The organism is Kitasatospora papulosa (assembly GCF_000717245.1).
GTDB classification, from domain to species: Bacteria; Actinomycetota; Actinomycetes; order Streptomycetales; family Streptomycetaceae; genus Streptomyces; species Streptomyces papulosus.
Window position 1 is genome coordinate 124799 of sequence record NZ_JNYQ01000005.1, and the last position, 12870, is coordinate 137668.

The following is a 12870-nucleotide window of genomic DNA, read 5'->3' on the forward strand; positions in this document are numbered from 1 at the left end:
CTGCCCCCTGCCGGGCAGGATCGACCGGGCGGCGCCGGCTTCACGGCCGGGTGACGCGTACCCGGTAGTCCCCGTCGGGGTTCTTCTCGAGCACCGATATCCGTATGCCGTCGGCCCGGTCGGTGAACGTCTCGCCGGGTTCGAACGGGGCGTCGGATAGCTCGGTGTGGACGTTCGGACGACGGGTGCATCCGCCGCTGTCCTCGGTGCTGTCCTCGACGGCGACGGGGCCCTGCCCGGTGTCCACGTCGGAGCTCACCTTGTAGATGAGCACGCCGGGCCGGCAGACGGCTTCGTCGTTGCCGTCCGCGGTCCGCACCTCCACCGCGTAGCCGGACTGGGCGCTCACCGGTACGAAGACCAGCTTCGGGCCGCCCGTCGTGGCCAGCGGCTCCAGGACGTGTTCGCTGGTTCCGGGCATGGCGGCGCAGCTGACCTGGTCGTTGTCCAGCCAGCCGAGTTTCCACTTGTGCCAGCCCAGCAGGTCGTTGTTGGCCCCCCAGTCCTCGGACATGATGTCCCAGTGCCCCACTGAGCCGCCGCCCTCCATGGTGTAGAGGTCGGGCAGCCCGAAGACGTGGCCGTTCTCGTGGGGGAGGACCCGGTAGCCGGTTTCGGCGTAGGAGCCCGAGCCGTCGTCCTGGCGGCTGTAGACGAAGGACGTGTTGGCGAGCGGGACGCCGTCGGCGGAGGGTGCGTCGTCGTTGCCGGAGAAGGTCACGGACAGGACGGTGTCGAGCGCGGAGGGTCCGGCGTTGGGGGTGACCAGCACGTTGACCAGGTCGTACTCGGAGAAGTCGACTTTCGGGTCGGCGACGGTCACGAGGTCCTTGACCATCTTGCGGTAGCCCGGTTCGTACGGTGAGCCGCGTTCTATCCCGTACTCGGAGAACGGGAGCGGCATCCGGAGCCAGTCCTTCACGGGTGCCTCGGGCGTGTAGGTGAGCCGGCCGTAGGAGCTGGTGCGGAACCAGTCGGAGGTCTGCGGGAAGAATTCCGCGAGCCGGTCCGCCGCCGGCTCCTTCGCCTCCGCGTCGGGGAAGTCGACCATCAGGTTGAGGGCTCTGATCCGGCCGGTGGAGCGCGCGTAGCCCGGGGGAGTCGGCACCCCCTCCGACATCTGCACGCCCATGGCCGTGGGTATCCGGCACGGCGCGAGGCCGGTTCCCCGTGGCGTGGCGACCGGCCCGGCGGAGGCGCGGCTGGCGACGGGGAGGGTGCTGCTGGCCGATGCCATCGTCGCGATGACCAGGGCCGTCGCTCCGGCGAGGGCGAGGGGGCGGCGTTGTCCGCGTATCCGGTGGCGGGGCTGCTGCATAGGGCGTCGCCTTCGGTCCGCGGCAGCCGGCCGGCTCTGACTGCGCTCTGGCGATCAGCCTGTGCCGGGTCGTGGGCGACCGCTCGCTGGGTGCGCCGATAGGGGGATTTCTGCGCCCTTCCGGTTTGTGGCGCAGGTCACATCGAGGCGTGAAATAACCGGGGACCCTCTCCCCGTTTGTATCTGTGTTCCCGCGAAACGGGGACACGGTCCCCGGTTTCCCCGAGGGTCCGTACGCACCGGAGGGAAGGGCCTGGTCGTGGAATCCGCCGTCGAGACCGCCGCCTGCGCCGCATCGCGTCGCACGCCCCGTCCGCGGGCCGACGCGTTGCGCAACAGGGAGCGCATCGTGACGGCCGCGCGCGAGATGTTCGTCGAGTTCGGGCCGGACGTGCCGCTCGACGAGGTCGCACGCAGGGCCGGGGTCGGCAATGCCACGCTCTACCGGAACTTCCCCGACCGTGCCGCGCTGATCCATGAGGTCGTCCTCGCCGTCACGTCCCGCACCACCGACCGGTTGGAGGAGGCCGTAGAGGCCGAGGCCGACCCCTTCGCCGCGCTCAGCCGCTTCGTGCACGCGGCGGCCGACGAACGGATCGGCGCCCTGTGCCCGATGCTGTCCGGCGGTTTCGACACCGACCACCCCGAACTGCTCAGCGAGCGCCGTCGCCTCGAAGAGGCCGTCGAGGGACTCGTGGAGCGTGCCAAGTCCGCAGGGAGGCTGCGCACCGACATCGCCGTCGGTGACGTGCTCGTCGCCCTCTCCCAGCTCACCCGGCCGCTGCCCGGCATCGCCTGCCTGCACATCGACCGGTTCACCCATCGCCATCTGCAGCTCTTCCTGGACGGTCTGGAATCCCCGGCCCGCTCCGAGCTGCCGGGATCGGCGGCGACCTTGGAGGACCTGCGCGCAGGGGCCTGACGCCCGCGCACCGGAGAACCGACCCACAGACCCACGGCCCCCTGCGGCCCGCACCCGCCCCATGAATCCGGCTCGGCCCTGACACAGAGGTCCGGCCGCCGGTTCAGCCCGCCCTTTTTCGGCTCCGTACACGGGCCCGTCCGCGTCCCGTCCGCCGAATCCGCAAGCTCTCGTGTCCCTAGGTGGCTAGTCCCATGTCGAAAACAGCCGGTACCCTCCCGGATCCCAGCCGCTGGAAAGCGCTGGCCTTCATCGCCCTCGCCCAGCTGATGGTCGTGCTCGACGCGACCATCGTGAACATCGCCCTGCCGTCGGCCCAGACGGACCTGGGCATCTCCGACGGCAACAAGCAGTGGGTCATCACCGCGTACGCGCTCGCGTTCGGCGGGCTCCTGCTCTTCGGTGGGCGCATCGCCGACCTCTGGGGCCGGAAGCGGACCTTCCTGGTCGGCCTGATCGGCTTCGCCCTGGCCTCCGCGCTCGGTGGTGCCGCCACCGGACAGGCCATGATGTTCGGCTCCCGCGCCCTGCAGGGTGTCTTCGGGGCCTTGCTCGCACCGGCCGCCCTCTCGCTGCTCGCGGTGATGTTCACCGACGCCAAGGAGCGCGCCAAGGCCTTCGGCATCTACGGAGCCATCGCCGGTGGCGGTGGCGCGGTCGGCCTGATCCTGGGCGGATTCCTCACCGAGTACCTGAACTGGCGCTGGACGTTCTTCGTCAACATCCCGTTCGCCGTGATCGCCGCGGCGGGCGCGTACTTCGTCATCCGGGAGCCGGCCGGTGGCCGCAACCGCTCCCCGCTCGACATCCCCGGTGTCGTCCTGTCCACGCTGGGCCTGGTGTCCCTGGTGTACGGCTTCACCCGCGCCGAGTCGGCCGGCTGGTCGGACTCGCTGACCATCGGCATGTTCGTCGCCGCAGGTCTGCTGCTGCTGGCCTTCGTCGTCACCGAGTCGCGGGTGAAGTCCCCGCTGCTGCCGCTGCGCGTCCTGACCGAGCGCAACCGCGGAGGGGTCTACCTCTCGCTGGGGCTCGCCATCATCGCGATGTTCGGGCTCTTCCTCTTCCTCACCTACTACCTGCAGGTGGTCAAGGGGTACACACCGGTCAAGACCGGCTTCGCGTTCCTGCCGATGATCGCCGGCATGATCACCGGCTCCACCCAGATCGGCGCGCGGCTGATGACGCGGGTCCCGCCGCGGCTGCTGATGGGCCCCGGCTTCCTGGTGGCGGCCATCGGCATGCTGCTGCTGACCCAGCTGGACATCGACACCTCCTACGCCGCCGTCATCCTGCCGGGCCAGCTGCTGCTGGGTCTGGGTATGGGTACGGCGTTCATGCCGGCCATGTCGCTGGCCACGCACGGCATCGAGCCGCGTGACGCGGGTGTGGCCTCCGCGATGGTGAACACCTCGCAGCAGGTCGGCGGTGCCATCGGCACGGCGCTGCTCAACACGATCGCCGCCGGTGCCACCACCGCCTACATCGCCGACCACGCGGCCGGTGCGGCCGACCCGAAGCTGCTGCAGCTCCAGGCCATGGTCAGCGGCTTCGCCTCCGCCATCTGGTGGGCGGTCGGCATCCTGGTCGTCGCCTCGGCGATCGCGGTGACGCTGATCAACACGGGCCGCCCGGGCACCGGTGCGGCAACCGGTTCGGGGGACCTGGCCGACGGGGTCGAGGACGAGTTCAAGATCCCGGTCGTCGCCCACTGAGTCGTCCACCGAACGGTGCGCCGGGCCGGGTGACCGGTCCGGCGCCGGGCCGTCGGGCGTGCCGCCCGACGGCCTTCGACGCCGGGCACGGCGTTTCTGCCCTGGTCTCCGCTCAGCGGAGCCAGGGCAGATCCGCGTCCGTGTCCTCCGGCTGAAGGCCGCCGGCGATGACCTGCATGATCTCGCCGAGGCTCTTCACCTGCTGAGGGCTGAGCCGGGCGAAGATCGCCTGCCGCACCGCCTCGACGTGCCCCGGTGCGGACCGCGTCAGCATGTCCTGGCCCTCGTCGGTGAGGACCGCGTTCTGGCCGCGCTTGTCGGAGGGGCAGTCCTCGCGACGGACCCAGCCGTTCTTCTCCAGCCGGGCGACCGCGTGCGAGAGGCGGGAACGGGTGATCTTGGCGTCCTTGGCCAGCTCCGTCATGCGCTTCTGGCGGCCGGGCGCCCGGGAGAGCTGCACCAGCAGGCCGTAGTAGGTGTGCGGCATTCCGGCGTCGCGCTGCAACTGGCGGTCGAGGTGATCCTCCATGAGCGTGGTGGCGTGGAGGTACGCCTGCCACACGCCCTGCTCTTCGTCGGTGAGCCACCGGGGCCCGCCGGTTGATGCCGTGGTCATGTACTCCACTGTACGACCTTTTCTTGAAAGTTGAACTAGATAGAGCTAAGGTCTCTGGTAGTTGGAGCTTGAAGATTCAATGATTCGGATCCGAAGAGCCGATCCGCCGAATCCCAGGTGCTCGTACAGATGCCCGTTCCTCGGTAGCTGTAGAGAACACACATACCTTGATCGGCAGAGGAATGGGAGTGTCATGACAGCCGCAGTGGAACGTATGCCCGCCCTCTATCTCTCCCACGGCGCGCCGCCGCTCGCCGATGACCCGGTCTGGCCCGCGGAGCTCGCCGCCTGGTCGGCGGGGCTGCCCCGCCCCAAGGCGATCCTGATGGTCTCCGCGCACTGGGAGGAGGCCCCGCTCGCCCTCGGCGCCACCGAGACCGTGCCGCTCGTCTACGACTTCTGGGGCTTCCCCGAGCACTACTACCAGGTCCGGTACGGCGCCCCGGGGGCACCGAAGCTCGCGGACGACGTCCGCAAGCTGCTGCGCGGAGCGGGAACCCCGGTCCAGGACATCCCCGACCGCGGCCTCGACCACGGTGCCTACGTGCCGCTGGTCGAGATGTTCCCGGAGGCCGACATCCCCGTCCTCCAGATCTCGATGCCGACACTCGACCCGCAGGAGCTGATGGCCATCGGGCGCAAGCTCGCCCCGCTGCGGGACGAGGGTGTGCTGATCGTCGGGAGCGGCTTCTTCACGCACAACCTGGCGGCGCTGCGGCACGCCGGCGGCGGGACCCCCGGCTGGTCGGCGGAGTTCGACGACTGGGGGCACCAGGCGCTCCAGGCCCAGGACATCGACTCCCTGCTGGACTTCGAGCACGCCTCACCGGCCGGCAGGCTGGCCCACCCGCGCACGGAGCACTTCGCGCCGCTTTTCGTCACGCTCGGCGCGGCCGAGGCTGAGCTCGATCAGGGCCGCAGCGTCATCGACGGCTTCTGGATGGGTCTGGCGAAGCGCTCGGTGCAGTTCGGCTGAGCAGGGGCATCTCGTACCAGGAGACGTCCAGGTAGCGGCCGAACTTGCGGCCCACTTCCCCGTACGTCCCGACGAGGCGGAAGCCGAATGCCTCGTGCAGCCGGACCGACGGTTCGTTGGGCAGGGCGATCGCGGCGTAGGCGCGGTGGAGGTCCTCGTCGGCCAGAGCCTCGAACAGAGCCTTGTAGAGAAGGGTGCCGACGCCGCGGCCCGTGGCGCCCGGGGCGCAGTACACGCTCACCTCGACCGATGTGCTGTACGCCGCCTTCGGGCGGTACGGGCTGCTGGTGGCATATCCGAGGACATGCGGCGCGTTCTGCCGGGTACCAGGGTCCAGAGCAACCAGGAGCCGGTGGGGGCCGTCTTCCGGGTGGGAGCGCAACCAGGGCAGTCGCTCCTCCGGGGTGAACGCGACCGTGTCGAAGGTGAGCACGGTCTCACGGACGTAATGGTTGTAGATGTCCGTAAGGGCCTCGAGGTCGGCCTCCACTCCGGGCCTGACCTGCAGTTCTGTGGGTATCTGCACTATCTGTCCTCCCGTGGGAGGCGACAGGGTACTGCATGATCTCGAAAGTGAATGGTCCCCGTGGGAATTCTGTCCGGATTCCAGTCGTTGTTTCCATCGGATGCAGGGCACCCGGGAGGGTGTCGCGACCTACTCAGCAAGGGAGCTCGCATGGCAACCCGTGCCGTCGCTCGTCGTTCGTCCGCCAGCACCGGCGGGACCGACCGGGCAAGCAGTGTTCGCGCCGTGGGCGGGGAGATCGCCGATCGCGACCTGGTCGGCATGTACCTGGACGAGATCGCTCGCACACCGCTGCTCGACGCCGCCAAGGAGGTCGAGCTCTCCCAGACGATCGAGGCGGGCGTCTTCGCCCAGCAGATACTCGACGGTGTCGTGGAGAGTGACGCCGGCGGTGCGAAGCGTGAGGAGCTGGAGGCGCTGGTCGCCGAGAGCGAGCGCGCCAAGGACATATTCATCCGCTCCAACCTCCGACTCGTCGTTGCCGTGGCCAGGCGCTACCCGAGGGCGGGTCTGCCCCTCCTCGACCTGATCCAGGAAGGGAACGCCGGCCTGGTGCGCGCGGTCGAGAAGTTCGACTACGCCAAGGGCTTCAAGTTCTCGACGTACGCGACCTGGTGGATCCGGCAGGCCATCACCCGTTCCATCGCCGACCAGTCCCGCACGATCCGGCTCCCCGTCCACCTCGTGGAGGAGCTCGGCAGGATCCGGCGGGTGCAGCGCGAGTTCAACCGCGAGCACGGCCGTGACCCGGAGCACGCGGAGATCGCCACCGAGCTGGACACCAACGCGGAGCGCGTGGGCAACGTCCTGGACTGGGCCCGTGACCCGGTCAGCCTGAACATGTCCGTGGACGACGACGGCGACACCCAGTTCGGTGACCTGCTGGAGGACACGTCCGCCATCTCGCCCGAGCAGTCCGTGATGACCTTGCTGCGGAGCGAGGAGCTCGAGGACCTGATCGGCAAGCTCGACAACCGCACCGCGTCCATCATCAAGATGCGTTACGGAATCGAGGACGGCCGTGAGCGCACCCTCACCGAGGTGGGCAAGCAGCACGGTCTGACCCGGGAGCGGATCCGGCAGATCGAGAAGCACGCATTGCTCGAATTGAAGCGAATGGCTCACGACACGGGCTTTGACGCTGCGGCGTGAGCCGATAACCCGTAATCTCACCGTCAAGCCGGTTCGCACCGGCCCGACGACCGGTTCCTACCGGTCCCCTGAGCTGAGTCCCGGCGCCCACCCCCCCCGGCGCCGGGGCTCATTCATGTCCGGCCCGCCGCCGAAGGGCGTGACGCGGCACGCGAGAGACGGTCGCCCAGGACTCCGAGGTGCTCCACCAGCTCCGGCGGCCCGAGCGCCTCGAACGCGCAGCCCACCAGGGCGAGCCGCAGCGCCACCCACTCCACGGAGCTCCTGGAGGCCGTGCGCAGCCGGCAGCTGTGCTCACCGCTCGGCTCCAGTGCGCCGAGCTCCGCCGGCAGCCGGGCCGCCACGACGTCGGCCGCCGCCTCGAACGTCACGTCGATGTGCAGCTCCGGCTGGAGCCGGGACATCGACCGGGCGAGGAGCTCCGCACCGTCCTCTCCCCCGGCGGGCAGCTCGCGCGGGGCGAAACGGGCCCCGGTGGCGAACGGCTCACTCACCCGGTCCACCCGGAAGGTGCGCCAGTCCTCGCGGTCCAGGTCGTAGGCGACCAGGTACCAGCGGCTGCCGGTGCTCACCAGCCGGTACGGCTCGGCCTGCCGCTTCGACGCGGCGCCGTCCCCGGCCAGGTAGCCGAAGCGCAGCCGTTCGCGAGAGGTGACGGCCGAGGCGATCACCGTGAGCGTCCGCGGGTCGATGGTCGCGCCGTCGCCGCGGGTGAGGGGCACGGTGGCGTTCTGCAGGGAGGAGACCCGGTGCCGCAGCCGTGCCGGGAGGACCTGTTCCAGCTTGGCCAGGGCCCGTACGGACGCCTCGTCGACCCCTTCGATGGCGTGCCCGGCCCCCGCCCGCAGACCCACCGCGATGGCGACCGCCTCCTCGTCGTCCAGGAGGAGAGGCGGCATGGCGGTGCCGGCGACCAGCCGGTAGCCACCGACCGAGCCGCGCGAGGCCTCGACGGGATAGCCGAGGTCCCGGAGCCGGTCGATGTCCCGGCGGATGGTGCGCGGGCTGACCTCCAGGCGGCCGGCCAGCTCGCTGCCCGGCCATTCCCTCGGGGTCTGGAGGAGCGACAGCAGACGCAGGAGTCGTGCCGGGGTGTCCGTCATGGGTCACAGGATGCCCTCCCATCAGGCCAGGATCCGGCCTGATGGAGAGATCCGTCGCTCCCGCGCGCGGGCCGACGGCACCCGGACGGGATCAGCAGATCCGGGTACGGTCCTCCATGGCCAGGCGCGCCGCCTGCTCGTCGTCGTAGACCTCGCACATGTGACGGCCGTCGGGTGTGGCCGTGTGCTCGACCTCCCACAGGCTCGTCTCGCTGCCGTCCAGCAGGAGGAAGGCGTGCTCGTAGAGCGTGAAGCCGGCGTCCCGCCCGTCGACGCGGTACTGGCGGCCGAACACCTGCGTGATGTGGTGGGCGAAGGCGGCCCGGAGCCGGTCGGCTGTCGCGGCGCCCGGCCGGTCGCCGTTCTCCGCGCGGCGCAGGACCCGGCGGGCGTGGTCCGCCGAATTGTCCGGGGCGTACGTGCGGGGGAGGGGCGCCGGAGGGACACTCATCAGCAGGGTGAGCGCCTCCAGGTCGTCCCGCAGGCTGTCGTCACCGAGGGCGGGGGTGTCCCAGTGGCTGCCGGCGAGGCGCGAGGCGGCGAGCTGGGCGTCGCCCTCGTCGTCGTACAGCTCGTGGCGGCGGGGGGAGGGGACGTCCTTGCCTCCCCCGTGCACCAGCTCCCACAGGGTCAGCGTGGTGCCGTCCGAGAGCAGGTAGCTGTGCCGGTAGGTCTCGCGGTGCAGCACGGAGCTGTGGTGGGAAGAGTGCAGGGCGCTGCTGTGTGCCAGGGCCGTCCCGAGCCGGTCGACCGTGGTGTCGGAGAGGTCGAAGGAGTTGAGGGCGCATCGCAGGAGTCGCTCGAGGTGCTGCTCGGTTGTCTCGTACGGATCGCTCAAGGTGCTGTCTCCAGGCCGTTGCCGCGTGTTACCTGATGCGTGCATAACGTAGTCCCTGGGTCTGACATCGTGACCGGGGTTCGCGAAAAACGTACGGCGCAGGCGCAAAGTTCCCGCCGGGCCCGCCTCCACGGGGTGCGGGCCACTTGGGCTACGCGGACACACCATCGAGTCGCATAACGGGACCAAGCGCCCTTCTCACTCCTACGGTGGCCGGGTGACCGAGCCACCAGAGCCGCCCGCCGCGGCCGAGCAGTCCGCACCCGGCGCCCGCACCGGAACGTCCGGCGGCCCGCACGGCCGGCCCTCAGAGGAGGAACCCTCCGTCGTCGCGAGGGCCGTCCGGCACCTGCCCCGGTCCGTCTCGGGTCGTGCGACCCTGGCGGGTGCCGTCGTCTCGGGCCTGCTGATCCTCGCCATCGTGTTCGGCAGCCGCCTGCTGCACGACTTCGACTCGGCGCTGCTGCCGTACGCCGTCGCCACCGTCTTCCTCGCCTTCGGCGTCGCCTACCGCTACACGGTCTGGGTCTCCGCCCCCGGCGCCCGACGGCTCTTCGGGAAAGGCTGGAGCAGCCTGTTCTCGGCCGAGAACTTCCGCAGGACGCCCACCGCGCTGCCGAAGATGATCGCCACCTATCTGGGCCTCCAGAAATTCCTCGGAGCCCGCTCCCACGCGCGCTGGGCCGCGCACCAGCTGATCTTCTGGGGCTGCGTCCTCGCCGCGCTGATCACCTTCCCCCTCACCTGGGGCTGGTTCACCTTCACCTCGGGCAGCGGCTCGGGGCCCGGCTACGAGATGCGCGTCTGGGGAATCAAGATCCTCGGCTTCGACTCGCTGAACTTCGTCGGCTGGGTGATGTTCCACGGCCTGGACATCGCCGCGGTGCTGGTCATCCCCGGCGCCTCGTACTTCCTCTGGCGCCGGATGAAGGACCGCGGGGCCATCACCGGACAGCGGTTCGCCTACGACATGGTGCCGCTGCTCGCCCTGATCATCATCTCGGTGACGGGTCTGCTGCTCACCTTCTCCTCGGTCTTCCTGCACGGCGGCGGCTACGAGTTCCTGGCGATCCTCCACATGGTCTCGGTGGTCTTCACCCTGATCTACATCCCGTTCGGGAAGTTCTTCCACATCGTGCAGCGCCCGGCGGCGGTCGGCATGCAGCTCTTCAAGTACACCGACCGCCAGGACGACGAGGTCTTCGCCTGCCGCCGCTGCGGTGAAGCCATCGACACCGGCCCGTACGTCGAGAACCTGCGCGGAACCATGCAGGACCTGGAACTCGGCTTCGACGCATGGGCCGAATACTGCCCGCGCTGCAAGCGCGTGCTGCGCGGCAACGCCTATCTCACCCAGGTCAAGAAGGGCTTCAAGTGACCGCGGACCCACGCGCAGCCGACGGCCGTACGGTCGTCCCCCTCGATCCCTCGCTCGCGCCGCCCGGGACCCGCGGGTTCCGGGACGCGGGCGGCATCCCGGCCGACCGGTGGCACGCCGACCAGAACGGCGAGACGCTCGTCCCCACGCACTGCTGCTTCTGCGGCGTCCAGTGCGGGATGTACCTCCGTGTGGACCACGGCGGGAAGGTCTTCGGAGTGGAGCCCCGCAACCACGACATCAACCGCATGCGGCTCTGCCCCAAGGGCATCAACGCCTACCAGCAGGTCAACCACCCGGACCGGCTCACCGCGCCCCTCATGCGGCGTTCCCGGGACGAGGAACTGCGGGAGGTCTCGTGGGACGAGGCACTCGACTTCACCGTCTCGGAGATCGAGCGCATCCAGCAGGCGCACGGGCGTGACGCCTTCGGCGTACTCGGAGGGGCGAGCCTCTTCTCGGAGAAGACGTACCTGGTCGGAAAGTTCGCCCGGGTCGCGCTGAAGACCAGGCACGTCGACTACAACGGCCGGCTCTGCATGGTGAGCGCCGCCGGTGCCAACAAGCTCGCCTTCAACATCGACCGGGCCGGCAACCCGTTCTCCGACATCCTGCTCACCGACTGCCTGCTGCTCGCCGGGGCCAACGTCGGCGAGTGCTTCCCGGTGCTGACCCAGTACGTCTGGGGAGCCCGCGACCGCGGCGCCACACTGATCGTGATCGATCCGCGTGAGACGGCGGTCGCGCGCACCGCCGACATCCACGTGGCCCTCAAGTCGGGAACCGACTCGGCGTTCTTCAACTCCGTGCTGAACGTGGTCGTCGAGGAGGGCCTCACCGACGAGGCCTACCTCGCGGCCCACGCGACCGGCTGGGAGGAGGTCAGGGCCAACGTCGCCCAGTACCCCCCGTCCCGGGCCGCCGGGATCTGCGGCGTCCCCGCGGAGCAGATCGTCCAGGTCGCCCGCGCCTTCGCCCGCGCGCCCAAGGCCATGGCCTTCCACGCCCGGGGCATCGAACACCACACGCAGGGCGTGGAGAACTGCCTCAGCGTGATCAACCTCTGTACCGCCACCGGCCACATCGGCAAGCCGGGCGCCGGCTACGGCACCCTCACGGGGCAGGGCAACGGCCAGGGAGGCCGCGAGCACGGCCAGAAGGCCGACCTCCTCCCCGGCGGGCGCTCCATCCTCAACGAGGAGCACCGGCGGCAGATCTGCGAGGTCTGGGGCATCGAGGAGTCGGAACTCCCGGCCGCGGGGACCTCGATGATGGAAATGGTCTGGCAGATGCAGCGCCGGGAGATCCGCGGGCTCATCGGCATCTGCAACAACCCCTTCGTCTCGCTCCCCAACTACGCCGTGGTCAAGGAGGGGTACGACACCACCGAGTTCCACGCCCAGTTCGACTTCTTCCTCTCCGAGACCGCGGCCAACGCGCACGTCGTCTTCCCTGTCACCATCTGGGCCGAGGACGAAGGGGTGATGGCCAACGCCGAGGCCCGGGTCGTCAAGCACAACAAGGCGCAGGAATCGCCCGCCGGGGTGCGTACCGACACCTGGGTGATGTGCGAGATCGCCCGCCGTCTCGGGGCCGGGGACAAATTCGCGTTCGGCGGCTCCCGCGACGTCTTCGACGAGCTCCGCCGGGCCTCCGCAGGCACCGTCATCGACTACTCCGGCATCACCTACGAGCGGCTGGAGGAGACCGGCGGAATCTCCTGGCCCTGCCCGTCCACCGATCACCCCGGCACTCCCCGGCTGTTCGAGGACGGCACGACCTACCACGCGGACGGCAGGATCCACATGCAGGTCGTCGAGTGGCATCCCCCGGCCGACCCGTACGACGACGAGCACCCCATGACGCTGACCACCGGACGGACCGTCGCCCACTTCCTCTCCGGCAACCAGACCCGCCGGCTGGGAGCCCTCGTCGAACAGACCCCACGCCCCTGGGCCGAGGTCCACCCCTCGCACGGATTCCGCAACGGCGAACCCGTACGCGTCGTCACCCGGCGGGGCAGCGAGGTCTTCCCCGCGCTGGTGACCGAGGCGATCCGGCCCGACACGGTGTTCATCCCCTACCACTGGCCCGTCCCGACAGCGGCCAACGCCCTCACCATCGACGCCCTCGACCCGCGCTCCAAGATTCCCGAGTACAAGGTCTGCGCCTGCCGCATCGAGCACGCCGCGGCGATCGACGAGGTGCCCGCGCCGCCCGTCGCACCCGGCCACGTCGCCTACCCCGAGACCCAGGTCTCCCGCACCGACCCGCTGCCGCCCACGGCCCCGCAGGGCCGCGGCACCTCGGAAAGGAGCTGATCCCC

The 12870-nt window shown here is 69.9% G+C and carries 11 protein-coding genes; 6 read left to right on the forward strand and 5 right to left on the reverse strand.

The window, feature by feature from the left end; genetic code table 11:
- Positions 1-40: 40 nt before the first annotated feature.
- Positions 41-1318, reverse strand: a complete 1278-nt coding sequence (locus tag IA22_RS0117820; protein ID WP_014155716.1) for a M6 family metalloprotease domain-containing protein — start codon at positions 1316-1318, stop codon at positions 41-43.
- A gap of 259 nt (positions 1319-1577) precedes the next feature.
- Between IA22_RS0117820 and IA22_RS0117825 the strand changes: the two genes are divergently transcribed.
- Positions 1578-2240, forward strand: a complete 663-nt coding sequence (locus tag IA22_RS0117825) for a TetR/AcrR family transcriptional regulator (protein WP_014155717.1) — start codon at positions 1578-1580, stop codon at positions 2238-2240.
- Positions 2241-2434: 194 nt separating this feature from the next.
- On the forward strand, positions 2435-3955 hold the full coding sequence (locus IA22_RS0117830; protein ID WP_015577555.1) for an MFS transporter: 1521 nt from the start codon (positions 2435-2437) through the stop codon (positions 3953-3955).
- 112 nt (positions 3956-4067) lie between these two features.
- Here the strand turns inward: IA22_RS0117830 and IA22_RS0117835 are convergent, their stop codons facing one another.
- Positions 4068-4580 (reverse strand): MarR family winged helix-turn-helix transcriptional regulator, encoded by a 513-nt coding sequence (locus IA22_RS0117835; protein WP_030124147.1) that lies wholly within the window; start codon positions 4578-4580, stop codon positions 4068-4070.
- Between the two features lie 184 nt (positions 4581-4764).
- Between IA22_RS0117835 and IA22_RS0117840 the strand changes: the two genes are divergently transcribed.
- Positions 4765-5547, forward strand: a complete 783-nt coding sequence (locus tag IA22_RS0117840; RefSeq protein ID WP_030124148.1) for a dioxygenase family protein — start codon at positions 4765-4767, stop codon at positions 5545-5547.
- Here the strand turns inward: IA22_RS0117840 and IA22_RS0117845 are convergent.
- Positions 5495-6073: a GNAT family N-acetyltransferase gene (locus IA22_RS0117845; RefSeq protein WP_078863267.1), complete on the reverse strand. Its 579-nt coding sequence runs from the start codon at positions 6071-6073 to the stop codon at positions 5495-5497. The genes IA22_RS0117840 and IA22_RS0117845 overlap by 53 nt on opposite strands.
- A gap of 150 nt (positions 6074-6223) precedes the next feature.
- On the opposite strand from IA22_RS0117845, the gene IA22_RS0117850 reads away from it, so the two are divergent.
- Positions 6224-7225 carry a sigma-70 family RNA polymerase sigma factor gene (locus IA22_RS0117850; RefSeq protein WP_030124150.1) on the forward strand — a complete coding sequence of 334 codons (1002 nt, stop codon included), beginning with the start codon at positions 6224-6226 and terminating at the stop codon, positions 7223-7225.
- A gap of 113 nt (positions 7226-7338) precedes the next feature.
- Here IA22_RS0117850 and IA22_RS0117855 read toward each other — a convergent pair whose 3' ends face one another.
- Together IA22_RS0117855 and IA22_RS0117860 are read right to left on the reverse strand one after the other, a co-directional pair.
- Positions 7339-8328, reverse strand: coding sequence for a helix-turn-helix transcriptional regulator (locus IA22_RS0117855; protein ID WP_030124151.1), 990 nt, complete (start codon positions 8326-8328; stop codon positions 7339-7341).
- 91 nt (positions 8329-8419) lie between these two features.
- On the reverse strand, positions 8420-9166 hold the full coding sequence (locus IA22_RS0117860; RefSeq protein ID WP_030124152.1) for a DUF6227 family protein: 747 nt from the start codon (positions 9164-9166) through the stop codon (positions 8420-8422).
- A 217-nt stretch (positions 9167-9383) separates the two neighbouring features.
- Here IA22_RS0117860 and IA22_RS0117865 point away from each other — a divergent pair, with 217 nt between their 5' ends.
- On the forward strand, positions 9384-10544 hold the full coding sequence (locus IA22_RS0117865) for a hypothetical protein (RefSeq protein ID WP_030124153.1): 1161 nt from the start codon (positions 9384-9386) through the stop codon (positions 10542-10544).
- Entirely contained in the window at positions 10541-12865 is a 2325-nt protein-coding gene (locus IA22_RS0117870) for a molybdopterin oxidoreductase family protein (protein WP_030124154.1), read from the forward strand. The genes IA22_RS0117865 and IA22_RS0117870 overlap by 4 nt, the downstream gene beginning before the upstream one ends.
- Positions 12866-12870: the final 5 nt, after the last annotated feature.